The 21,747-nt window shown below is 73.2% G+C and carries 20 protein-coding genes; 14 read left to right on the top strand and 6 right to left on the bottom strand.

Annotation, left to right across the window (positions count from 1 at the left end; translation table 11 throughout):
- Positions 1 to 6: 6 nt before the first annotated feature.
- The 3 genes from ACZ7LE_RS07725 to ACZ7LE_RS07715 all read right to left on the bottom strand — a co-directional run bounded on the left by ACZ7LE_RS07725 (position 7) and on the right by ACZ7LE_RS07715 (position 4,144).
- Complete coding sequence (locus tag ACZ7LE_RS07725; RefSeq protein ID WP_470402703.1) at positions 7 to 1,176, bottom strand: cation:proton antiporter; 1,170 nt, start codon at positions 1,174 to 1,176, stop codon at positions 7 to 9.
- Positions 1,173 to 2,441, bottom strand: coding sequence for a chloride channel protein (locus tag ACZ7LE_RS07720; protein ID WP_470402702.1), 1,269 nt, complete (start codon positions 2,439 to 2,441; stop codon positions 1,173 to 1,175). Before ACZ7LE_RS07720 ends, ACZ7LE_RS07725 begins: the two co-directional genes overlap by 4 nt.
- Before the next feature lie 110 nt (positions 2,442 to 2,551).
- A complete protein-coding gene (locus ACZ7LE_RS07715) occupies positions 2,552 to 4,144 on the bottom strand; it encodes a peptide chain release factor 3 (RefSeq protein WP_470402701.1) in 1,593 nt (530 codons plus the stop codon).
- A 202-nt stretch (positions 4,145 to 4,346) separates the two neighbouring features.
- Here ACZ7LE_RS07715 and ACZ7LE_RS07710 point away from each other — a divergent pair, with 202 nt between their 5' ends.
- From ACZ7LE_RS07710 to ACZ7LE_RS07700, 3 genes are read left to right on the top strand one after another with little or no spacing between them, the layout of a single operon-like run.
- Positions 4,347 to 4,868, top strand: a complete 522-nt coding sequence (locus ACZ7LE_RS07710; RefSeq protein WP_470402700.1) for a PadR family transcriptional regulator — start codon at positions 4,347 to 4,349, stop codon at positions 4,866 to 4,868.
- A 55-nt stretch (positions 4,869 to 4,923) separates the two neighbouring features.
- A complete protein-coding gene (locus ACZ7LE_RS07705) occupies positions 4,924 to 5,607 on the top strand; it encodes an ABC transporter ATP-binding protein (RefSeq protein WP_470402699.1) in 684 nt (227 codons plus the stop codon).
- Positions 5,604 to 7,991, top strand: coding sequence for an FtsX-like permease family protein (locus tag ACZ7LE_RS07700; protein WP_470402698.1), 2,388 nt, complete (start codon positions 5,604 to 5,606; stop codon positions 7,989 to 7,991). The genes ACZ7LE_RS07705 and ACZ7LE_RS07700 overlap by 4 nt, the downstream gene beginning before the upstream one ends.
- A 69-nt stretch (positions 7,992 to 8,060) precedes the next feature.
- Here the strand turns inward: ACZ7LE_RS07700 and ACZ7LE_RS07695 are convergent, their stop codons facing one another.
- A complete protein-coding gene (locus ACZ7LE_RS07695; RefSeq protein WP_470402697.1) occupies positions 8,061 to 11,633 on the bottom strand; it encodes a family 43 glycosylhydrolase in 3,573 nt (1,190 codons plus the stop codon).
- Positions 11,634 to 11,910: 277 nt separating this feature from the next.
- Here ACZ7LE_RS07695 and erm point away from each other — a divergent pair, with 277 nt between their 5' ends.
- From erm to cutA, 5 genes are all read left to right on the top strand, one after another.
- Positions 11,911 to 12,873, top strand: coding sequence for a 23S ribosomal RNA methyltransferase Erm (gene erm, locus ACZ7LE_RS07690; RefSeq protein ID WP_470402696.1), 963 nt, complete (start codon positions 11,911 to 11,913; stop codon positions 12,871 to 12,873).
- A gap of 88 nt (positions 12,874 to 12,961) precedes the next feature.
- Positions 12,962 to 13,573 carry a hypothetical protein gene (locus tag ACZ7LE_RS07685; RefSeq protein WP_470402695.1) on the top strand — a complete coding sequence of 204 codons (612 nt, stop codon included), beginning with the start codon at positions 12,962 to 12,964 and terminating at the stop codon, positions 13,571 to 13,573.
- 38 nt (positions 13,574 to 13,611) lie between these two features.
- Positions 13,612 to 14,070, top strand: coding sequence for a DUF4345 domain-containing protein (locus ACZ7LE_RS07680; protein ID WP_470402694.1), 459 nt, complete (start codon positions 13,612 to 13,614; stop codon positions 14,068 to 14,070).
- Positions 14,071 to 14,095: 25 nt separating this feature from the next.
- Positions 14,096 to 14,782, top strand: a complete 687-nt coding sequence (locus ACZ7LE_RS07675; protein ID WP_470402693.1) for a hypothetical protein — start codon at positions 14,096 to 14,098, stop codon at positions 14,780 to 14,782.
- 41 nt (positions 14,783 to 14,823) lie between these two features.
- Positions 14,824 to 15,168, top strand: coding sequence for a divalent-cation tolerance protein CutA (gene cutA, locus ACZ7LE_RS07670; RefSeq protein WP_470402692.1), 345 nt, complete (start codon positions 14,824 to 14,826; stop codon positions 15,166 to 15,168).
- A 6-nt stretch (positions 15,169 to 15,174) separates the two neighbouring features.
- Here cutA and ACZ7LE_RS07665 read toward each other — a convergent pair whose 3' ends face one another.
- The gene (locus ACZ7LE_RS07665) at positions 15,175 to 15,504 is read right to left on the bottom strand and encodes a nuclear transport factor 2 family protein (protein ID WP_470402691.1); all 330 of its coding nucleotides are present in this window, start codon (positions 15,502 to 15,504) and stop codon (positions 15,175 to 15,177) included.
- A 290-nt stretch (positions 15,505 to 15,794) separates the two neighbouring features.
- On the opposite strand from ACZ7LE_RS07665, the gene ACZ7LE_RS07660 reads away from it, so the two are divergent.
- From ACZ7LE_RS07660 to ACZ7LE_RS07640, 5 genes are all read left to right on the top strand, one after another.
- Positions 15,795 to 16,529 carry a lytic polysaccharide monooxygenase auxiliary activity family 9 protein gene (locus tag ACZ7LE_RS07660; RefSeq protein ID WP_470402690.1) on the top strand — a complete coding sequence of 245 codons (735 nt, stop codon included), beginning with the start codon at positions 15,795 to 15,797 and terminating at the stop codon, positions 16,527 to 16,529.
- 468 nt (positions 16,530 to 16,997) lie between these two features.
- A complete protein-coding gene (gene cysK / locus ACZ7LE_RS07655) occupies positions 16,998 to 17,933 on the top strand; it encodes a cysteine synthase A (protein WP_470402689.1) in 936 nt (311 codons plus the stop codon).
- Positions 17,933 to 18,529 (top strand): serine O-acetyltransferase EpsC, encoded by a 597-nt coding sequence (gene epsC, locus ACZ7LE_RS07650; protein ID WP_470402688.1) that lies wholly within the window; start codon positions 17,933 to 17,935, stop codon positions 18,527 to 18,529. Before cysK ends, epsC begins: the two co-directional genes overlap by 1 nt.
- A 123-nt stretch (positions 18,530 to 18,652) precedes the next feature.
- Entirely contained in the window at positions 18,653 to 19,006 is a 354-nt protein-coding gene (locus ACZ7LE_RS07645) for a GntR family transcriptional regulator (protein ID WP_470402687.1), read from the top strand.
- Positions 19,003 to 20,043 (top strand): DUF1648 domain-containing protein, encoded by a 1,041-nt coding sequence (locus ACZ7LE_RS07640; RefSeq protein WP_470402686.1) that lies wholly within the window; start codon positions 19,003 to 19,005, stop codon positions 20,041 to 20,043. The genes ACZ7LE_RS07645 and ACZ7LE_RS07640 overlap by 4 nt, the downstream gene beginning before the upstream one ends.
- 78 nt (positions 20,044 to 20,121) lie before the next feature.
- Here the strand turns inward: ACZ7LE_RS07640 and ACZ7LE_RS07635 are convergent, their stop codons facing one another.
- A complete protein-coding gene (locus ACZ7LE_RS07635) occupies positions 20,122 to 20,514 on the bottom strand; it encodes an MmcQ/YjbR family DNA-binding protein (protein ID WP_470402685.1) in 393 nt (130 codons plus the stop codon).
- A 104-nt stretch (positions 20,515 to 20,618) separates the two neighbouring features.
- Between ACZ7LE_RS07635 and ACZ7LE_RS07630 the strand changes: the two genes are divergently transcribed.
- Positions 20,619 to 21,731 (top strand): LLM class F420-dependent oxidoreductase, encoded by a 1,113-nt coding sequence (locus ACZ7LE_RS07630; protein ID WP_470402684.1) that lies wholly within the window; start codon positions 20,619 to 20,621, stop codon positions 21,729 to 21,731.
- Positions 21,732 to 21,747: the final 16 nt, after the last annotated feature.

Raw genomic sequence — 21,747 nt, 5'->3', positions numbered from 1 at the left:
GCGCGGTCACCCCGTGTCGCGGCCGGCCCGCTCACCGCCGCGCGCCGGGATCCGGCCGGCCACCAGGGGCAGCACGATCACCGAGAGCACGCCGGCGCCGACGAGCGCCGCCCCCGTCTGCGTGGTCATGATGCCGCGCTCCACCGCGATCCCCGTCAGCGCGACCAGCAGCGGGAGGGCGGTCGCGGAGTAGAGCGCGGCCTGGACCCGCTCCCCGGTGGGCAGCTCCCGGCGCAGCCACACCAGCACCGGGCCGCCGCGGACCAGCACCATCAGGGCGAACAGGACCAGGGGCAGGGCGGGTGCGGCGAGGATGGAGGCCACGTCCAGCGCCATCCCCGAGCTCACGAAGAACACCGGGATGAACACCCCGAACGCCACGGCGTCGAGCTTCTTCTCCAGGCTCCCGACGTCGCCCGGCGCCCAGCGCCGCAGCACCATGCCGCCGACGAACGCGCCGAGCACGGCGTCGAAGCCGAAGGCCGACGCGACGGAGAGCAGCCCCACCAGCAGCAGCACCGTCAGCCGCAGCGTGCTCTGCCCGGTGCCGTGCTCGGAGTCCTGGACGAGCCGCACGGCCACCGGCGCCCGGGAGCCCGGTACCAGGGCCACGGCCACGGCCAGGACGGCGAACAGCACCAGCAGCACGGCGGCGGCCCCCGAGCCGCGGGTCCCGAGCAGCAGCGCCATCGCGACGATGGGCCCGAGCTCGCCGTACGCGCCCACCACGAGAACGGCGCGGCCGAACGGGGAGTCGAGCCGGCCGGCGTCCCGCAGCACCGGGAGCACCACGCCGAGCGCGGTGGTCGTCAGCGCGATCGCCCCGGCCGCCAGCTCCTCCTCCTTGTCCGGCCGGACGATCAGGAGGACCACCACCGCCGCGAGCAGCAGCGAGGTGCCCCACGCGGCGCCCGCCCGGCGACCGAACCGCTCGCGCAGCAGGCTCGGCTGCAGCTCGTAGCCGGCGAGCAGGAAGAGGAAGCCCATCCCCAGGTCGGAGAGCAGCGTGACGTCGTCGGGCTCGGCCATCTTGAGCCCGGCCGGGCCGATGAGCACGCCGCCGAGCAGGAGGAGCACCACCTGGGGCAGCCGGGCCCGCACGGGCATCAACCCGGTCAGCAGCGGCGCGAGCAGCGCCACCACGAACACGGGCACGAGCGGCGCGTAGACGTTCACGACTCGACCGTCGCGGGCCGGCGGGCGTTGAGCAGCCCCTTGAGCAGCGTGCCGACGAGTGCCCCGAGGATCGCGGGGACGGTGACGGCGGCCCCCGCGCTCACGCAGAGCAGGAGGGCGAGGACGAGGGCGGTCACGGGCATCCCGGCGGCAGCCGCGACCCCGGCGGCGAGGCCGCAGGCCACCAGGGGCGCGAGCGCCGTCCCGGGGATCAGGAGGGCGGCCGCGGCACCGGCGGCGGCGCCGATGAACACCGACGGGAAGATCGTCCCGCCGTGGAACCCCGTGCCGAGGCTCACGGAGTAGGCCGCGGACTTCACGACGGCGACGACGACCAGCGTGCCCGCGGCGGTCGTCGTCGTCACCGTGGACAGGGACTGCTGCCCGGAGAACAGCACGGTGTCCACGTCCGCGCCCGTCGTCGCCCGGACCAGCAGCGCGAGGAGGCCGACCGTCAGGCCGCCCGCGAGAAGCGCGACGAACGGGCCGCGTGACGCCAGCCGTCGCGCGACGGCGCCGAGGCGCATGGCCGCGACGACGAGGCCCGCGGCCACCAGGGCCGCCAGGGCCCCGGCGAGCAGGTCGACCACATGGAGGGCGGGGTACGAGCCGAGGTCGCCCATGGACAGCTCGGGGACGTGGACGCCGGGCCAGTCGGCGATGCCGATGCGCACCACGTAGCCCGCGCCGAGCGCCGCGAGGATCGGGACCACCTGGAGCACCGGTTGCTCGGGACGCGGCCGCGCGGAGAGGAACATCGCCTCCAGCACGAGCAGCATCGTGACCACGGGGTTGCCCAGGACGACACCGAGCGCGGCCGCGGCGGAGGCCATGACGAGCACCTTGGACGCGTCGGTGCCGAGCCGGCGGTGCACGGCGAAGCCGATGCTCGTGCCGATCGCGATCAGCGGGGCCTCCGGGCCGAGCACCGCGCCGAACACCAGGGAGGACGCCGCCGCCAGCAGCGTCGAGGGCAGCTCGTGCGCCGTGATGTCGAAGGCGAACCCGTCCAGCGGGTGGTGGCCGCCGTGCCCCGGCAGCCGCGACGCGCCGGCGACGCCCAGAGCGCCGAGCAGCAGCATGAGCAGCACCCACCACCACGGCACGCCGTCGAGCCCCAGGGTGTTCGGGAGCCAGGTCCACAGCAGCTGCTCGGCACCGTGGACCAGCGACGTGAAGAGCGTGGCGAAGAGCGCCGCCGCGACGCCGACCACCGCGGGCAGTCCCACGAGCGTGGCCAGCGGCCTCTTGCCCTGTGCGTCCATGGCCGCACCCTCGGTCGCCTACCGCTGAACATGCCGATCGTCGCACCGCGCCGCGCGGTTCGCGCGCGGACGGCTCCCCCGGACGGCCGGTCCCGGGGTGATCTCCGCCGTCAGACGCCGCTGGCGACCAGCGGGATCAGCGGCACGTCCGGGTGGGCGCGCTCGAAGGCCCGGGCGTGCCAGACGTCGCGCAGCAGCACGAGCGGGGTGCCGTCGCCGCGGCGCACGACCTCGACGCCCGGGTAGGCGGCGATCGTGTCGATGTGCTCCGGCGCGGCCTCGCGGGCCAGCGACAGGCCGAGCTGCTCCGTCCGGATGGGTGCCGAGAACTCGTGCTCCATGCGGAAGGTCGCGACCTCGAACTGGAGCGGGCCGACGGCCCCGAGGATCGGGTTGCCGTCGCCGCGCGCCTCGGACACCAGGACCTGGACCACGCCCTCCTGCTCGAGCTGCGAGATGCCCTTGCGGAACTGCTTGGAGCGGCCCGGGTCGGCCGAACGGGCGGCCGCGAAGTGCTCGGGCGCGAACACCGGCATCGGCGGGAAGCGCACGTGCGGGCCCGCGGCGTCGAACACCGTGTCGCCCACGGCGAGCGTGCTCGCGTTGACCAGGCCCACGACGTCGCCGGGGTAGGCGTCCTCGACCGTCGAACGCTCGCGCCCGAACACCGACAGGGCGTACTTCGTGGCGAACGGCCGGCCGGTGCGCTCGTGCGTCACGACCATGCCGCGCTCGAAGCGGCCCGAGCACACGCGGATGAAGGCGACGTGGTCGCGGTGGTGGGGGTCCATGCCGGCCTGCATCTTGAACACGAAGCCGCTGAACGCCTGGTCGACGTCGCGCGCGCCGCCGTCGACGTCGGGCCGCGCGCCGGGCGCCGGGGCGAGGTCCACGACGGCGTCGAGGAGCTGGCGGACGCCGATGTTGGCCAGCGCCGCGCCGAACAGCATCGGCGTCGTGGTGCCGGCGAGGAACGACTCGCGGTCGAGCTCGTCGAGGAGCTGCACGCTCTCGACGGCCTCGGTGTGGTCGTCGCCCAGGGTGTCGGCCGCGGCCTGCGGCGTCAGCAGCTCCTCCTCGGCGATGGACGCGCCGCCGGGCGCGCGCCGGTAGGTGCGCACCTCGCCGGTGGCGCGGTCGAGCAGCCCGAGGAACCGGCCGGCCTCGCCGATGGGCCAGCTCAGCGGCGTCGGGCGCAGGTTGATGCGCTCCTCCAGCTCGTCGCACAGCTCCAGGGCCTCGCGCCCGGGGCGGTCCCACTTGTTGACGAAGGTGATGACCGGGACCCCGCGACGGCGGCACACCTCGAACAGCTTGAGCGTCTGCGGCTCCAGGCCCTTGGCGGAGTCGAGCAGCATGACGGCGGCGTCCACCGCCGTCAGCACGCGGTAGGTGTCCTCGGAGAAGTCGGCGTGGCCGGGGGTGTCCAGGAGGTTGATCACCACGTCGCCGTAGGCGAACTGCAGGGCCGCGGACGTGATGGAGATCCCACGCTTCTGCTCCATCTCGAGCCAGTCGGAGACGACACCGGCACGGTTCCCCTTGCCATGCACCGCCCCGGCCTCGTCGATCGCGTGGGCGTGCAGCGCGAGGGCCTCGGTGAGGGTCGACTTGCCGGCGTCGGGGTGGGAGATGACCGCGATGCTGCGGCGACGTGCCGCCTCGGTCCCGACGGGACGGGTGTCGGAGGTCAGGACGGTCATCGGGCTCCACCGTTCAGTTCGTGCTGCACCAACGCCATCCCCATCTCCCGCATCTCCTGCTTCCGGACAGCCGACAACTCTACCCTCCCCCTCCCCCCGCTGAGTGCTGGCTATGTGCGGTCCGAGGCGGCTCAAAGGCGCAGATAGCCAGCACTCAACGGAGGCTTCTGCGCGGGTATACACCGTGTGTATAGTCGCTGGCATGACCGTTGGACATGCACTGCTCGGGCTGCTCGAGGGCGGGCCGCGGCACGGGTACGACCTCAAGCGTTCCTACGACGAGCGGTTCGGCCACGACAGACCGCTGGCCTACGGCCAGGTCTACTCGACGCTCGCCCGGCTGCTGCGGAACGGCCTCGTCGAGGTCGAGGCCGAGCCGGGCGCCGGCCCCGAGCGCAAGAAGTACGCGATCACCGAGGCGGGCGTCTCCGACGTCGCCGCCTGGCTCGCCCGGCCGGAGAAGCCCGAGCCCTACCTGCAGAGCACCCTCTACACCAAGGTGGTGCTGGCCCTGCTCACGGGGCACGACGCCGACGACGTGCTCGACACGCAGCGCACCGAGCACCTGCGCCTCATGCGGGAGCTCACCCGCCGCCGCGACGCCGGGGACCTGGCCGACCAGCTCATCTGCGACCACGCCCTGTTCCACCTGGAGGCCGACCTGCGCTGGCTGGAGGTCACGGCGGCGCGCGTCCGGCAGCTCGCCGCGCAGGTCCGCGCGTAGCCGCTCCCCCACCGACCCGCGCGCGCCCGCCGCGTGCACCGACCCTGGAGAAACGATGGCCGACGAACCCCTGCTCATCGCCGAGAACCTGCACCTGCGCTTCGGCTCCACGACGGCGCTGGAGTCCGCCTCCGCCGAGGTGCACGCCGGGGAGGTGCTGGCGCTCATGGGCCCGTCGGGCTCCGGCAAGTCCACCCTGCTGCACTGCCTGGCCGGCATCCTGACGCCCGACGCCGGCCGCGTGACCTACGCCGGACGCGACCTGACCGCCATGCACGACACCGAGCGCAGCGCGCTGCGGCGCACCGAGTTCGGGTTCGTGTTCCAGTTCGGGCAGCTCGTCCCGGAGCTCAGCTGCCTCGAGAACGTCGCGCTGCCGCTGCGGCTGGGCGGCGCGAGCCGCCGGGCGGCGCTGCGGAGCGCGGCGGCCTGGCTGGAGCGGCTGGAGGTGTCCGACGTCGCGGGCAAGCGCCCGGGCCAGGCCTCGGGCGGTCAGGGACAGCGCGTGGCGGTCGCCCGCGCCCTGGTGACGCGGCCGCGCGTCGTCTTCGCCGACGAGCCGACCGGCGCCCTGGACACCGTCAACGGCGACCGCGTCATGCAGCTCTTCGTGGCCGCCGCGCGGGACACCGGGGCCGCCGTGGTGCTCGTGACGCACGAGCCGCGGGTCGCGGCGTACTCCGACCGCGAGGCCGTGGTCCGCGACGGCCGGGTGCGCGCGCAGGAGTACGTCCGATGAGGCGGTGGTTCGTCGACCTCTCCCTCGGCGTCCGGCTGAGCGTGGGCGGCGGACGGTCCGGCTGGGCGCGGCTCGCCCTGATCGCCGCCGGCGTCGGGCTCGGCGTCACGATGCTGCTGGTCGCGGCGAGCATCCCGCCCGTGCTGGACGCCCGTGACGAGCGCGCCACCGCCCGGTCGGTGGACACGGAGCAGGTCCTGACGCCGGGCGCGCCCACCCTGCTGACCGCCGAGGTCCGGTCCGTGTTCCACGACGCGGCGATCAACGGCCGGCTGCTCCAGCCCGAGTCGGACGCCGCCCCGCTGCCGCCCGGCGTGACCCGGCAGCTCGCGCCGGGCGACGTCGTCCTCTCCCCCGCGCTGGAACGCCTGCTCGCCTCCGATGACGGCGCCGCGCTGCGCGGCCGCTGGGGCGAGCGTGTGGTCGGCACGATCGGCGCGGCAGGGCTGGCCGGACCCGGGGAGCTCACCTTCTACCTGGGCACCGACCAGCTCACCGACGAGACGGCGGACCGGATCCAGTCGTTCGGCGGGGCCACCGCGGTCGAGGAGGGCCCCGGGCCCGTCCTGATGCTGCTCGCCCTGGTCGGCATGGTGGTGCTGCTGCTCCCCGTCGCGATCTTCGTCAGCACCGCGGTGCGGTTCGGCAGCGAGAACCGGGACCGCCGGCTCGCCGCCCTGCGCCTGGTGGGGGCCGACGTCGGCGCGACCCGCCGGATCGCCGCCGGCGAGACCCTCACGGGCGCCGTGCTCGGGCTGGCCGTCGGCGCCGCGCTGTACCTCGGCGTCCGCCAGGCGGCCGGATACCTGGTTCCCGGCGGCATGAGCTTCTACCCGGGCGACTTCCGGCCCGTGCCCGCGCTCGCCGCCCTGGTCGTGGTGCTCGTGCCCGTGACGACGGTACTGGTCACGCTCTCCGCCCTGCGACAGGTGCTGGTCGAGCCGCTCGGCGTGGTGCGGCGCAGCGGCGAGCGCCGCCGCCGCCTCTGGTGGCGGCTGGTCTTCCCCGTGCTGGGGCTGGCGCTGCTGCACCCGCTGGTCACCGGCCTGGACGACGCGCTCGGTACCCAGGTCATGATCGTGGCGGGGCTCGTGCTCCTGCTGACCGGGGTCGCCCTGGTCCTGCCGTGGCTCGTGGAGGCGACCGTGCGTCGGCTGGGCGGGGGCGGCGTCGCCTGGGACCTCGCGGTGCGCCGGCTGCAGCTCGACAGCGGGACGGCGGTGCGCGCCGTCTCGGGGATCGCGGTCTCGGTCGCGGGGCTGATCGCCCTGCAGGGGCTGGTCGGGGCGATCGGGGCGCTGACCGCGCAGGCGCAGGCCGACACCAGCACCTACCAGGCGTCCGTGCTGGACATCCGCGGCGGGTCCGGTGCCGGCGAGGCCTGGGCCCGCGAGCTGGCAGGGGCCCCGGGCGTGACGGCGGTCGGGACGCTGAGGTCGGTGTGGGCCACGCCCGACCCGGCCGGATCCGGGGCAGGGTCCGCCGACGAGGTGCTGATCGACTCCGGTTCCTGCGACGTGCTGGCCCAGCAGGCGCAGCTCGGTTCCTGCGCGGACGGCGACACGTTCGTCGTCCTGCCCGAAGGCGCCACCGCGCCGGCGGCCGGCAGCTCGTACCTGCTGGGTGACCCCGGCGCCGGCGATCCGTCGGGCGGCAGCAATCCGTCCGGCGCCGGCGATCCGTCCGGCGCCGGCGCCCCGTCCGGCGCGGGCGGCCCGGAGGACCTCGCGCGGTGGACGCTCCCGGCGTCGGCCACCACGGTGGCGCCGCCCGAGGGCGGGGTCTCCGCGATGGGCGGCGGCGGGCCGGCGCGGATCCTGGTGACGCCCGGGGCGCTGGCGGGTGCGACATTCGTGCCGATGTCGGTCACCTCGTACGTCGCGCTCGATCCCGCCCAACCGGACGCCCTGGACCACATGCGGACGGCGGCGGCGCAGGTCGACCCGACGGCCTACGCCTCGCCGATCGACCAGCGCGGCATCGCGGCGGCGCTCGGCGGGCTGCGCCAGGTGCTGCTGGTCGGCACGGTCGCCCTGCTGCTGATGATCGGGGCGAGCATGCTGGTCAACGTCGTCGAGCAGCTCCGGGAGCGACGTCGCCTGCTGGCGGTGCTGGTCGCGTTCGGGACGCGACGCCGGACCCTGAGCGCCTCAGTGCTGTTCCAGGTGGCGATCCCGGTGGTGCTCGGGCTGGCGCTGGCGGTGGTGACCGGCACGGTGCTCGCGGTGGCGCTGCAGACCGCCGTCGAGGCCCCGGTCCGGTTCGACTGGGTGGGTGTGGGCGCGACGTCGGGCGTGGCCGCCCTCGTGGTGCTGCTCACGACGGCGGCGGGCCTGCCGCTGCTGTGGCGGCTGACCCGCCCGGAGGGCCTGCGCGCCGAGTGACCGGACCACCCCCTGACTCGCCGCACCAAGGGTGCCGAGTCAGGGGGTGGTCCGGTCGGCCACCAGGTGTCAGACGGCCGTCCGATCCCGACAGCCGGCCTGGGCGGCGACCCGGGCGGTCGGGTCGGAGACCGCCACTCCCGGCAGGGCGCCCGGCGTCGTCCCCGTCACCCGCACGGTGATCCGGTGCCCGACGTCGGCGGCGGTGAGCCGGTACGTCCGGCCCTCCGCCCCGGAGACCGCCGCGCCGTCGCGCAGCCACTCGTAGGCGAACGCGAGCCGCCGCTGGTCCCACTGCCCGGACGTCGCGGTGAGCGTCGACCCGGCCGTAGCCCGGCCGTTCACCTTGGGCGGCCGCTGGGCCTGCGGCCGGACCCCGGCGTAGGGCAGCGGGTCCACGCTCGTGAGGGTGGGCGTGACCTGGTGCATGAGGCCGTCGGCGCCGAATGTCAGCCGGTCGATCGTGGTCTCGCGGTGGGTCCCGTCTCCGCCGGGGATCGCGAAGCGGTGGTAGGCGATGTACCACTCGTCGGTGCCCGGCACCTGGACGATCGAGCTGTGGCCGGTCGCCTGGATGCCCTGGCTGGTGTCCTTGGACAGGATCACGCCGCGGTAGGTCCACGGCCCGTCGACGCTGGTGGCGGTGGCGTACCCGACGCGGTAGTCGGCGGACCCGGTGTCGTCGATCGAGTACGTCAGGTGGTACAGCCCGTCGCGGTAGTTGAGGAATGTCCCCTCACGGAAGCTCGTGAGCCCGCCGATCCGCGCCAGGGTCTCCTGCTTGATCGACAGCATGTCGTCGCTCAGCTCGGCGTACACCGGGCCGTTCGACGGCCCGCCGTTGCCCCAGAACAGGTAGTACCGGCCGGTCTCCGGGTCCTGGAACGCGGCGGGGTCGATCGCCTGCCCGGACGTGATCGCCTCGTTGTTGAGGATCATCGCCGTCGGCTGCGCGACGAAGGGGCCCTCGGGGCTGTCGGCGACCGCGACGCCGATCGTCTTGCGGTTGTAGGTCGCGTTGTGGCCGGAGAAGTAGAAGTAGTACTTCCCGCCCCGCTCGATGATCGTGGGCGCCCAGGCGTTGCCCGTGGCCCACGGCACGTCGCCTCCTCCGCCGTCCAGGGTGAGGATCGGCTCGGCCGAGCGCTCCCAGTCCACGAGATCCTTCGACGTCCAGACGTAGAAGTCCTTGCCGCCCCAGCCTGCGACGCCGTCCGACGTCGCGTAGAGGTAGTAGCTGTCGCCGAAGTGCGCGATGTTCGGGTCGGCGTACAGGCCCGGCAGCACCGGCGAGCGCATCTCGACGGCGCGCACGGTCCAGTCCCGGCGGGCGCCGTCCTGCGCGGTGACGGTGAACGTGCGGGGCTGCGACAGGTCGATCGGCCCCGTGACCTGCGGCGAGACCGTCGAGGTGGACACGGTCTGGAAGGCCGGCTCCAGCGCGGTCACGTCGGTTCCGGGAGTCACCGGCAGCGTGACGGTCGACGTCGCGGCGTCGATGACGGCCGGGACCTTCAGGGCCTCCAGCTCGACGCCGGTGACGGCGGTCGGGTCCGCCCCGAGCTCCCGCACCTCGTCGGCCGACAGGGCGCGGTCGTAGATGCGGAAGTCGCGCACCTTGCCCTTGAGGTACCGGTCCGCGGCGTAGGTCGAGCGGCCGATGTAATTGGCCGTGGTCCGGCCGTCACCGATGTCGCCGGGCTCGATCGTGACGCCGGTCTTCTCGCCCACCCGCGCTCCGTCGAGGTAGAGCCGGGCGGTGCCGTCCTGGAGCGTGTAGGTCAGCGTCTGCCAGGCGCCGCGCGGCAGCGCCGCGCCCGAGGCGACGGTCTGCTCGGTGGACCAGTTGCCGGTCGCGATCGAGGAGCGGTAGTTGTTCCCCGTGGTGAACAGGTAGCCGTTGCCGACGCCGCCGCCGTCGGTGTTGCCCAGGCCCCAGATGAAGTACGGCGTGGCCTGCGCGGGATCCAGCCAGACCGTGGTCGAGACCGTGATGGCGTCGAGCCCGGCCATCATGTCGTCCGGCAGCCGCACGTGGCCGTTCGTGCCGCCCAGGTTCAGCCCGCCGTCGGCCCAGGTGGCGTCGCCGCTGACGACGCCGTCGTACCCGTGGCCGGTGCCGTCCGAGGCGACCGTGCCCGTGGTCTCGTCCAGCGCGTAGTGCGCGACCAGGCCGTTCTCGTCGGACTCGACCGGCGTCGGCGGTTCGGGGACCACGATGCCCTCGCGCAGCGCCGCGAGCTCGGCGGCCGTCACGGGGATGACGGTGCCGTGGCGGGGGCTGGCGGGCAGGTCGTAGTCCGCGGGCACCTGCCAGTCGGGGTTCTCCAGGTCGTCGGTGCCGAGCGGGATGTAGCCGCGGCCGCCGTACTCGTCGACGAACAGGTAGAACGGCGAGCCGGACGTGTCGCCCGGGTTCGCCTTGAAGACGGTCGGCCCCTCGACGGCGGACGTGCCGGCCTCCCGGCCGATGCAGCCCGCCATGAACTCCCAGGCCGGGTCGCCGGGCAGGTCGACGGCGGTCAGCGACGTCGACTTCTCCTGGATGATGTCCGAGCAGCCCGTACCGCCGCCGCCCTCGTCCTTGGTGAACCGGTAGTAGACGTCGCCCTCCCGGATCACCGTGGAGTCGATCCGCGACTCGCCGCGGTCCTGCCAGACCTGCGCCTCGCTGAACGTCACGAAGTCGCGCGTGGTGGCGTAGAGCATGCGGTTGTAGGCGCTGCCGGTGTGGTCCGGGTCGTCGTCCGCGTAGAGCTTCGAGGCCCAGAACACGACGTACTGCCCCAGCGACTCGTCCCAGTACGCCTCGGGCGCCCACGTGTTGCCGGCGTTGTCCGGCGAGACCTTGACGTGCCGCTGCTCGGACCAGGTGATCAGGTCCGTGGACTCCCAGACCTCCAGGTACTGGCTGCCGTGGCGCTGCGCCGCGTCCCAGTCCCCGTTGCGCCCGATCGAGAGGTCGGTCGCGATCAGGAAGAACCGGTCGCCCTCCGGCGAGCGGATCAGGAACGGGTCGCGCAGGCCGAGCGTGCCCTCGCCCGACTCCAGCACGGGCTGCCCGTCGTTGACCTCGTCCCAGGTCAGGGCGTCGTTGCCGCGGCTCGCCGCGAAGTAGATCTTCTCGCCTGCGACCGAGTTGCCCGTGAAGTAGCTGAACGCGTAGCCCTCGTACGGTTCGACGGCGGGCGCCTCCCGCACGGTCAGCGGGATCTCGCGGACGGCGGTCGCGCCGCCGACGTCGGCGGTCGCGGTCAGCGTGACCGCCGCGTCGCCCGCGCCGTGCGCCGGACGGCGGACGACACCGTCGGCCGCCACGACGGCGGGGTCGGACGACGCCCACGTGACGCTCGCGCCGTGCAGGCCGGACGTCGGCAGGGTGAGGTGGCCGCGGACGTCGTCGGCGTGCACGACGTCGAGCGCGGCGGCCGCGGCGTCCGCCTCCGCCCGGGCGGTGCTGTCGGCGGTGTCGGCCGTGGTCTCGGCGGTGACGGACATCGTGGACTCCGGGGCGGTCGCGGGCAGCCGGGCCGCCGTGGCGCTTGCGGGGAGGAGGGGAACCAGGCCGCCGAGCAGTGCGACGACGGCGCCCGTGGCGACCGCGCGCAGGGGCAGGCGGGAAGGACGAGTGCTTCTTTGCACAGTGACCTCGCGAGAATGTGAGCGTTAACAGTCGCGTCATCCGACCATCGGCGGATCGCCGTGTCAAGGGACCGGGGCGAAAAAACGTGGCGCCGGACGGACGCCTGCTCGTAGGGTCGGCCGCGATATGAACGCCATGATCAGGCAGCGTTCCGCCCGCTAGCGGCGCGGAACGCACACCACCACCCAGCGCGTGCTCCGCGCCGCCGGCTTCCGCCGGGCGGCGCGTTCGTGCTGCCCGGATTCCTGTCAGCCGACGAATCCTGGAGCACACACCATGTCGCGCAACCGATCCTCCCGTTCCGCTGCCCGCACGCCCCTCCGCACGGACCCGGAGGCCCGACGCCGGGGCGGAGCCCGCGGGTCGGGCGACGTCGATCGCGGGCCCACCCGTGGTTCGGGTCACCTCGACGGAAGCCCTGCCCGCCGGCCGGACGACCTCGACCAGGGCAGCGCCCACCGGCCGAGCGAGCACCCCGGCGGCGCCCACGAGCTCGGCCAGAACCTCCTGGTCGACACGCAGGTGATCGGCCGGGTGGTCGCCCTGGTCCCCGCCGCCGACCGGCCCCTGGTCGAGTGGGCGGCCGGGCGCGGCGCGCTGACCCTGCCGCTGGCCCGGCTCGGCCGTCCGGTCGAGGCCGTGGAGATCGACCGGCGCTCGGTCGCGCGGCTGGGGCGGATCGCGCCGGGCAACGTCACGGTGACGCGGGACGACATCCTGCGCCACGCGCCGCCGTCGGGCGCCTACGACCTCGTGAGCAACGTGCCCTTCCACCTGACCACCCCCGTGCTGCGCCGTCTGTTCACCCTGGACGGGTGGGAGCGCGCCGTGCTGATCACGCAGTGGGAGGTCGCGCGCAAGCGCGCCGCCGTCGGCGGCACCACGCTCCTGACGGCGCAGTGGTGGCCGTGGTTCACCTTCCGCCTGGACCGGCGCGTGCCCGCCGCGGCTTTCCGGCCGCGCCCGAGCGTCGACGCCGGGCTGCTCGTGATCGACCGGCGTCCGCGGCCGCTCGTGCCCGTGACCGACCTCGGCCGCTACCAGCGCTTCGCCGCCGCCGTGTTCAACGGTCCCGGCCGGGGCGTCCGCGAGGTGCTCACGCGGTACGGCATCGCACGGAACGACGTCGGACGATGGGCCCGGGAGCACGGCGTCGGGCCGAACGCGCTGCCCCGCGATCTGGACGCGAGCGCCTGGGTGGGCGCGTACGCGATGTCCGTCCGGCGGCGGTCGCGATGAACAGGTGGCGGCGGTCGCGATGAGACCCATCACGTGATGCCCAGCGGTTCGCCATGAGTCCGGCATGACGATGCTGTCGAATAGGCGCATGTCGTCGTACGCAGCCGCGCCGCCGAGCGCACCTCGCCGTCCCCGTCGTTGGATCGCCGCCCTCGTCTCCGTGATCGGGGTGCTGGTCGTCCTGGGCGTGGTCGGCGAGGTGGTGCTGCGCGGCATCATCGACGACCGGATCGCGACCGCCGAGGCGGACCTGCCCGACGGCGTCACGGTGGAGCGCGACGACACGCTCGCGCTCGTGCAGGTGGCGACGGGCCGGGCCACGCTGCGCGCGGAGGTCTCGCCGGCGGCGCTCACCGACCTGGCCCGCTCGGCCACCGACCTGCCGAACCTCCAGGTCACGCCGCAGTCCGGCAACCTGGTCGCGCAGGTGCCGTTCTCGATCGCGGGCAGCGAGCAGAACGTGGACGTGCTCCTCACCGTGGCCGCCGAGGACGGCCGGGCCGTGCTGCGCGCGGAGTCCGTCGAGCTCGCCGGCCTCTCCCTCCCGCTCGCCACCGTGGCCGACCAGCTCGGCAACGACCAGCTCGACCAGCTCGTCGAGGGCGTGGCCTTCCCCGAGGACGAGACCGACGTGACGATCTCGTCGGCGGTCGCGACCGAGGCCGGCCTGGAGCTGGGCGCGGAGGTAGCGATCTGGTGAGGGGCCGCTGAGCCGGACGCCCGTGACAGACTGCCCAGATGGGTCGAAGAGCACTCCTGGTGGTCGTTGCGGTGCTCGGCACGGTCCCCGTGCTGAGTGGACTCCTCGGCATCGTGGTCGGACCGGGAGCGCTGCCTGGCGGCGGACCGGTGAACGCCACGATCGACAGCGAGTACCGGTTCACCAACACGTTCTGGCTCGCCGCCGGGCTGCTCGTCTGGTGGAGCCTGCGCCGACCCGAGCAGCGTGCTGACGTCACGCGTGTGGTCCTCGCGATCGCAGCACTGGGCGGTGTCGCACGGCTCGTCTCGATCGCCGCGTCCGGCTGGCCGCACCCCGTGTTCGTCGGGGCGCTGGTGCTGGAGCTGGTCGTCGTGCCCCTCGTGATCTGGTGGCACATCCGCACGATCGGCCGCGTACCCGACCATCTGACCCGCACGTTCCGGCCGGCAAACCGTCGCCAGCCGCACGGGCGGCGTGCCACTCTCCGGGCATGACGCTTCGTTTGACGCCGCCGCTGGCATGAACCGGCTCTCCGGCCACACGTGGCGCACCACGGTGTCGACCGCGACCTTCGACGGCCGGTCATTCCGCGTGGTGCGCCCGGCACGGCCCGTCGCGAACGCATCACTGCACGAGAGCTGGCACGGTGGGCAGATGGCCATCCATCAGGACTTCGCAGGCGACCTCGTCGCCGCCTGGTGGCTGGCGGCGCGCTCCCCGCGCTCGCTCGTCCACCTTCCCTTGCGCCGCTCGGGCCATGTAAACGGCGCGGACGACGGTGAAGGCGGCGACCGACCACTCGACCTCGTCTTGCTGCATCACAGCCTGGGATTCCGTCCTGCTCACTGGAAGTCGCTCCGGGCGCGCACCACTGCCGGTGGAGCCGCACACACGGTCGAGCTCCCAGAGCACTTGTTCCCGACCTTCACCGCCGACGACCACCGGGCCAAGCACCACCGCGAGCACCTGGACGAGCTGCACTGGACGATCGCCGCGGACACCCTGTTCATCGCGGGGAGCCGGGACGCCTTCCAGCTGCAGGGACCCGAGCTGCAAACCTTCGCCGAAGAAAGCGCGGCTCTGCTCGCGGCACGACCCGACGGGCACGTCTGCGCCGAGATCGGAATCGGCACGCAACACTTCGAGCAGCACAAGCGCAGTCCGTATGCCTACCTGCACATCCAGACCTGCGAGACCCACCGGTGAGGAGCCCTCGCACCCGGCGGGGCGGCCGATAGCCTGCCCGTATGGGTCCTGATGACGTCGCCGCGTTCGAGTTCTGCCAGGTCATGACCACCGTCTCGAACCGAGCGGACGCCGAGGCCCTGGGCCGCTCGGCCGTCGAGGCCCGGCTGGCACCGTGCGCACAGGTCGAGGGGCCGATCACGAGCACGTTCTGGTGGGACGGCGCCGTGCAGGTCGAGGAGGAGTGGCGCGTCGTCCTCAAGACGCCGTCCGACAGCTACGCGGCCCTGGCTCAGCATCTCCGCGACCACCACGCCTACGACGTGCCGGAGATCATCAGCGTGCCGATCCTGGCCGGCACCCTGGACTACCTCGACTGGATGCGTGCCGAGACCCGCCCGCGCTGACCTTCGTCAGCTCAGGACGAGGCTTGCGACCTTGCCGCCGCGCAGGTCGAACTTGAACGGCCCCGTCCCGTTGAACCGGTTGCTCGTCACCTTGATGGTGACCGTGTAGGCGTCCGGACCGTCGCCGGGCGCCACGGACACGAGCTCGAACTGGCTCTTCATCCCGATGTTGTCGGTCTCGTTCCAGCTCCGGACGCCGTCGGGGCCGTGGAACTCGCGCCCCCAGTCGTTCAGGTACGCGTCGTCGGTGAACGTCGCGACGAAGCGTTCGGTGTCGCCGGCGTTGGTCGCGTCGATGAACTCCTGGATCGCGGCGGGCAGGTCGGGAGCAGCCATGGAGTGCCTCCTGGGCGGTCGGTTGCCTCGACCATAAGCAGGACGCGCCGCGCCGCGCAGACCCGCGGGGAAAGACACACACAGCCGAGAGGGTAACGCTGAGGTAGCGCTGCTAGCTCAGTGTTACCCCCTCGGCTGCGCAACCACTTCCCCGGAGCCTCGTGGCGCAGGCGTCGCAGTCTTAACCGTTTCACCCCGTGGTCTCGCCCGTCCCCGCTCCGGACAGTGGTTCCTGCACGCGCCGTGGCGGGCCCCGCCAGGCGCACCCGCCCGAGCACCTGGAGGAACCCATGTCCATCCGTGCGCACGCGCGCAGTCTCACGCTGGCCGTCACGGTGGCGCTGGTCGCGCCCTTCGCGATGGTCGCCGTCGTCGCGGCCGACACCGTCACGGCGGCCCCGGCCGCCGCCCACGGCTCGGTGACCGACCCGCCCACCCGCAACTACGGCTGCTTCGAGCGCTGGGGCAGCGACCACCTCAACCCCGAGATGGCCGAGCTCGACCCCATGTGCTGGGGCGCCTGGCAGGCCGACCCCAACGCCATGTGGAACTGGAACGGGCTGTACCGCGAGAACGTCGGGGGCAACCACGAGGCCGTCATCCCCGACGGGCAGCTCTGCTCGGGCGGCCGCACCCAGTCGCCGCGCTACGACTACCTCGACACCCCGGGCGAGTGGGTGGCCAAGGACGTGCCCCAGCAGTTCCACCTCACCCTGACCGACCAGGCCCGGCACGGCGCCGACTACCTGCGTATCTACGTCTCCAAGCCGAGCTTCGACCCGACCACGGAGGCGCTCGGCTGGGACGACCTCGACCTGGTGCAGGAGACCGACCCCTACCCCTCGCAGGGCACGTACGAGACCGACGTCGACCTCACGGGGTACAGCGGCCGCGCCGTGCTGTACACGATCTGGCAGGCGTCCCACCTCGACCAGCCGTACTACCTGTGCTCGGACATCAACATCGGCGGCACGGCGGGGACGCCGGCGACCACAGCGTTCCGGCTGGGACAGACCGCCGCCTGATCGCTCACCTGCTTGCTTGCCCCGCTCGTGAGCGGGGCAAGCAAGCGCAAAGCATCGACATGATCGATACCTGAGACAGATCTTGTCTCACAGTGCCCGCCCGCGTAACCTGCACGAGTCGAGCCACCCGCTCGCCACGAAACACGCAGCCGCGCGACCACACGGTCGCCACACGCAGGGAGGACGTCTTGAGCACCGTGCGCTCCGCACTCCCCGACCGTCTCGCCGTCGTCGCGCGCCCGATGTGCGAGACCGGCCGCTGCCCCCGAGGCTGTCTGTAGAGCGTCCGCACGCGCCAGACCACGCCGGCTCCGTCCGCGTGGCCAGGCCGCCAGCGGGACGCTCCGGCCCCGACACCAGCCCCAGACGCTCGACGCCGGCTCCGAGGCGCGCATCCGCACGACCGGGGCGCCGACGTCGGGCAGCGCACGACCCCAGCCAGACCCGCCACCCAGCGAAGGAAGAACAATGGCCCGCATCTACGACGACGCGACCAAGCTCATCGGCAACACACCCCTGGTCAAGCTCAACCGTCTGACCGACGGCCTCGAGGCGACGGTTCTCGGCAAGCTCGAGTTCTACAACCCCGCCAACTCCGTGAAGGACCGCATCGGCGTGTCCATCATCGACGCCGCCGAGGCGTCCGGTGAGCTCAAGGAGGGCGGCACGATCGTCGAGGGCACCTCGGGCAACACGGGCATCGCCCTCGCCTGGGTGGGCGCGGCCCGCGGTTACAAGGTGGTCCTGGCGATGCCGGAGACCATGTCCAAGGAGCGCCGCGCCCTGCTGCGCGCCTACGGTGCCGAGCTGGTGCTCACGCCGGGTGCCGAGGGCATGAAGGGCGCCGTCGCCGCCGCCGAGAAGATCGCGCAGGAGCGCCCGGGCGCGATCCTGGCCCGCCAGTTCGCGAACGCCGCCAACCCGGCGATCCACCGCGCCACCACCGCCGAGGAGATCTGGGCGGACACCGACGGCGCCGTCGACATCCTCGTGGCCGGCATCGGCACGGGCGGCACCATCACCGGCGTCGGGCAGGTGCTCAAGGAGCGCAAGCCCGAGGTCAAGGTCATCGCGGTCGAACCCGAGGAGTCGCCGATCCTGAACGGCGGCCAGCCCGGCCCGCACAAGATCCAGGGCATCGGCGCCAACTTCGTGCCCGACATCCTGGACCGCGAGGTCTACGACGAGGTCATCGACGTCAACCTCGCCACCGCGATCGACGCGGCCCGCCGCGCCGCCACGGAGGAGGGCCTGCTGGTCGGCACCTCGTCGGGCGCCGCGCTGTCGGCGGCCCTGGAGGTCGCGAAGCGCCCGGAGAACGCCGGCAAGACGATCGTCGTGATCATCCCCGACTTCGGCGAGCGCTACCTGTCCACGCCGCTGTTCGAGGGTCTGGTCGACTGATGGCGAAGGGGCGCGGGCTGCTCGGGGTCCTGTCCGAGGACCTCGATGCCGCGCGCGCCCACGACCCGGCCGCACGGTCGCGCCTGGAGGTCGCGCTCGCCTACCCGGGCGTGCACGCCCTCTGGGCGCACCGGGCGGCGCACCGGCTCTGGCGGGTCCCGGCCCTGCGCCTGCCCGCGCGACTGCTCTCGCAGCTCGCGCGGGCGGCGACCGGCGTCGAGATCCATCCGGGAGCCCGGCTGGGCCGGCGGCTGTTCATCGACCACGGCATGGGCGTGGTGATCGGCGAGACGACGGTGGTGGGCGACGACGTCATGCTCTACCACGGCGTGACGCTGGGCGGCCGGTCGCTCAACCGCGGCAAGCGGCACCCGACGCTCGGGGACCGGGTGACCGTGGGCGCCGGCGCCAAGGTGCTCGGCCCCGTCTGGGTGGGCGACGACGCGCAGGTCGGCGCCAACGCCGTCGTCGTCAAGGACGTTCCCGCGGGAGCCGTCGCGGTGGGCATCCCCGCGCGGATCCGGGTGCCGAAGGCACCCGTCGCGGAGCGCTCCCGCAACGAGGACCCGTCGGAGCTCATCGAGTACTCCATCTGAGCGGTCCGGCCCCGAGCTGGACCGACCGAGCGCATGGTCGACGAGGGTCGGCGGACCTGGTCCGCCGGCCTTTTCTCTTCGCGGACTTGTTCTAGTTGCAGTAGATCAAGTAGCGTTGGACCCATGATGTTCCGGATCGATCCCACGAGCGACGAGCCGCTCTTCGAGCAGCTCGTCGCCCAGGTGCGCATCGGGGTCGCCAAGGGAGAGCTCGCGCACGGTGAGCGCCTCCCGGCCGCGCGTGAGCTCGCGCAGGCGCTCGAGGTCAACGTGCACACGGTCCTCAAGGCCTATCAAGTGCTGCGCGACGAGGGACTCGTGGACCTGCGCCGCGGCCGAGGAGCGGTCGTCACGGGCCGGACGCGGGCTGAGCTCTCGGCCGTCGAGCTCGCAATGGCCGACCTGATCCGTGCCGCCAGGGCGGCACATCTCTCACCGGACGCCACGGCGACCCTCGTCAAGGAGGCAATGCGATGACCACCGGAATCCTGCTGCACCAGCGGTTCGGGCACAGCCGACGGGGCCAGATGGCGATCAGCGCTCTGTGCAGCCTGTCGCTGCTCGCCCTGGCCGCGGGCCTGGCGCTGTCCTGGCGCGACAGCCTGCCCGATCCGGTGGCAGCGCACTGGTCTTCAGGAGGTGATCCGGACGGTTTCATGTCGCTCGGGGCCTTCGTCGCCGTGCTCGTCGGCACCGCAGCGGCCTGCGTCGCCCTGTTCTCCGTCATCGGGGTCCACTGGGGCAGGGCAGAGAGCACGAGGCGACTCTCGGCGGCGATGAACGTATGGATCGGCGGGTTCATCGGCACCATCCTGGTGGGCAGCCTGTGGGCGCAGCGTGGTCTCACGGATGCGGCGCAGGCGGGGATCCCCGGCTGGCTGGTCGCCGTCGCCGCCCTCGGGCCCGCCGTGCTGGCCGTGATCGCGGCGATGCTCGTACCCGGCGACCCGCGCACGCCGGCGTCCGGCCCGGTCGAGCCGGACGCCGCACGGGCCGAGCTGGCCCCCGGCGAGCGCGCGGCGTGGATCGGACAGGCCACCACGACGACGGGCGCCATGGTGCTCCAGCTCGGCGTGGCGCTCGCCACCGGGGCGCTGGCCGTCCTGACCCAGTTCTGGGTCATGCTCGCCGTGCCCATCCTGCTCGTACTGCTCTTCCTCGCGATGCTCTCGTTCACCGTGCGCGTCGACAGCACCGGGCTGACCGTGCGCTCCGCGCTCGGATGGCCGCGCACCCGCATCCCGGCGGACGAGGTGCTGGTCGCGTCCGCGACGCACGTCAACCCGTTGCGGGACTACGGCGGCTGGGGCTGGCGCGTGGCCCTCGACGGTTCCGGCCGCACGGGAGTGGTGCTGCGCAAGGGCGAGGCGCTGCAGGTGGACCGCACCGCCGGCCGTGGGCTCGTCGTCACGATCGACGGGGCCGCCGAGGCTGCGGCGCTCCTGAACACCATGGCGGAACGGGCACGGTCCGATGCACCAGCCCGTTCCGACGGCGTGCCCGGCACCCCGTGACACCTCGGGCCCGGCGCCCGGGATCAGCGGCCTGCCGGTCAGCGCAGGCAGTCAGCGCAGGCCCTCACCGCCGGGCCTTCAGCGGAGGCGGTCGGCGTGCTCCTGCGCGAGCTTCGGTGGGGCCGTCGCCAGCCACGCGTCCACCAGAGCCTCGCGGAGCCCGACCTCGGCGATGACGTCGAGCTGGATCAGCATCCCGGCGAAGCCGTCGAAGTGCGTGATGGTGAAGAACCCCGGCCGGCCCTCGGCCAGGATCGCCTCCTTCTCCCCCAGGTCCTCGACCCGCACACCGAGGATCGGGCCCTGCGGCACCGGCTCGTCGCCGAACCGCTTGAGGTCGGCCTTGGTGAAGGGGCGCTCCCAGGCGAACGCCTTGGTCCGCACGGACCAGGCGCGGTGGCTGTAGCTCGAACCCTCGGCCGTCTCGGGCAGCGCGAGGGCGAGCCGGGCAACGTCGTCGTAGGTGGCCACGACTCCACCGTAACCACAACGGGCCCCGCGCGACCGGTAGGGTGTGGGGCAGTACCTGGGACGCGCCGTCCCAGGTAAGCCGTTCCCACGACGAGGTGAACCCCATGCGCATCGGATTCCAGACCGGTTACTGGTCCCGCAGGCCCCCGAAGGGCATCCAGCAGTTCATCGTTGCCGCCGACAAGCTGGGCCTCGACTCGGTGTGGACCGCGGAGGCCTACGGCTCGGACGCCTTCTCGCCCTTGGCCTGGTGGGGCTCCCGCACCAAGAATGTGCGCCTGGGCACGGGCATCGCCCAGCTCTCCGCCCGCACGCCGACGGCGACCGCCATGCAAGCGCTCACGATGGACCACCTGTCGAAGGGCCGGTTCGTGCTGGGGCTCGGCGCCTCCGGGCCGCAGGTCGTCGAGGGCTGGTACGGGCAGCCGTACAAGCGGCCGCTGGCCCGCACGCGCGAGTACGTGGACATCGTGCGACAGGTGATGCGCCGCGAGGCGCCCGTGACCCACGACGGCTCGTTCTACCAGCTCCCGCTGTCCGCCGAGGCGCCCGGCGCGACAGGGCTCGGCAAGGCCCTCAAGCCGACCGTGCACCCGTTCCGCCCCGAGATCCCGATCGTGCTGGCCGCGCAGGGCCCCAAGAACGTGGCCCTGGCCGCAGAGATCGCCGACGGCTGGATGGCCGGCTTCTACGCGCCGCGCATGGACGACGAGTTCCGCGCGCTGCTCGCCGAGGGCTTCGACGTCCGCTCCGAGGAGCGGTCGGCCACCGACCGGTTCGAGGTGTGCGCCACGGTGCCCGTCGTCGTGCGGGACGACGTCGAGGCCGCCGCCGACGTCATCCGCCCCCACATCGCCCTGTACGCGGGCGGGATGGGTGCGAAGGAGGCAAACTTCCACAAGCAGTCGCTCGACCGGCTCGGCTACCAGGAACCGCTCGACAAGGTGCAGGAGCTGTACCTCGCCGGGCGCAAGGAGGAGGCGGCCGCGGCCGTGCCGACGCAGCTCGTCGAGGAGATCGCGCTCGTCGGGCCGATCGACAAGATCCGCCGCGAGCTGCCCACCTGGGAGAAGACGGCGATCACGACGCTGCTCGTCCAGGGCGACCCGGCCTCGATGCTCGCGCTGCTGGCCGCGACCCAGGACACCTCCCTGGCCGGCCGCGCCCGCTCGACGGCGGGCTCGCTCCTCGCAAGGGTCGCCCCGTCCAAGGCGTGATCCCCGCTCTTCCCGC

Source organism: Promicromonospora sp. NPDC110617 (assembly GCF_055598465.1).
The sequence above is the reverse complement of the archived record's forward strand: the minus strand, read 5'-3'. Positions and strand labels throughout refer to the sequence as shown.

Bases quoted from the DNA above. Each gene is read 5' to 3' on its own strand.
- ACZ7LE_RS07680 (WP_470402694.1), top strand. From the start codon at position 13,612: ATGGGTCGAAGAGCACTCCTGGTGGTCGTTGCGGTGCTCGGCACGGTC.
- ACZ7LE_RS07630 (WP_470402684.1), top strand. From the start codon at position 20,619: ATGCGCATCGGATTCCAGACCGGTTACTGGTCCCGCAGGCCCCCGAAG.
- ACZ7LE_RS07700 (WP_470402698.1), top strand. From the start codon at position 5,604: ATGAGGCGGTGGTTCGTCGACCTCTCCCTCGGCGTCCGGCTGAGCGTG.
- cutA (WP_470402692.1), top strand. From the start codon at position 14,824: ATGGGTCCTGATGACGTCGCCGCGTTCGAGTTCTGCCAGGTCATGACC.
- ACZ7LE_RS07685 (WP_470402695.1), top strand. From the start codon at position 12,962: ATGTCGTCGTACGCAGCCGCGCCGCCGAGCGCACCTCGCCGTCCCCGT.
- cysK (WP_470402689.1), top strand. From the start codon at position 16,998: ATGGCCCGCATCTACGACGACGCGACCAAGCTCATCGGCAACACACCC.
- erm (WP_470402696.1), top strand. From the start codon at position 11,911: ATGTCGCGCAACCGATCCTCCCGTTCCGCTGCCCGCACGCCCCTCCGC.
- ACZ7LE_RS07720 (WP_470402702.1), bottom strand. From the start codon at position 2,441: ATGGACGCACAGGGCAAGAGGCCGCTGGCCACGCTCGTGGGACTGCCC.
- ACZ7LE_RS07665 (WP_470402691.1), bottom strand. From the start codon at position 15,504: ATGGCTGCTCCCGACCTGCCCGCCGCGATCCAGGAGTTCATCGACGCG.
- ACZ7LE_RS07715 (WP_470402701.1), bottom strand. From the start codon at position 4,144: ATGACCGTCCTGACCTCCGACACCCGTCCCGTCGGGACCGAGGCGGCA.
- ACZ7LE_RS07640 (WP_470402686.1), top strand. From the start codon at position 19,003: ATGACCACCGGAATCCTGCTGCACCAGCGGTTCGGGCACAGCCGACGG.
- epsC (WP_470402688.1), top strand. From the start codon at position 17,933: ATGGCGAAGGGGCGCGGGCTGCTCGGGGTCCTGTCCGAGGACCTCGAT.
- ACZ7LE_RS07675 (WP_470402693.1), top strand. From the start codon at position 14,096: ATGAACCGGCTCTCCGGCCACACGTGGCGCACCACGGTGTCGACCGCG.
- ACZ7LE_RS07710 (WP_470402700.1), top strand. From the start codon at position 4,347: ATGACCGTTGGACATGCACTGCTCGGGCTGCTCGAGGGCGGGCCGCGG.
- ACZ7LE_RS07645 (WP_470402687.1), top strand. From the start codon at position 18,653: ATGATGTTCCGGATCGATCCCACGAGCGACGAGCCGCTCTTCGAGCAG.
- ACZ7LE_RS07660 (WP_470402690.1), top strand. From the start codon at position 15,795: ATGTCCATCCGTGCGCACGCGCGCAGTCTCACGCTGGCCGTCACGGTG.
- ACZ7LE_RS07705 (WP_470402699.1), top strand. From the start codon at position 4,924: ATGGCCGACGAACCCCTGCTCATCGCCGAGAACCTGCACCTGCGCTTC.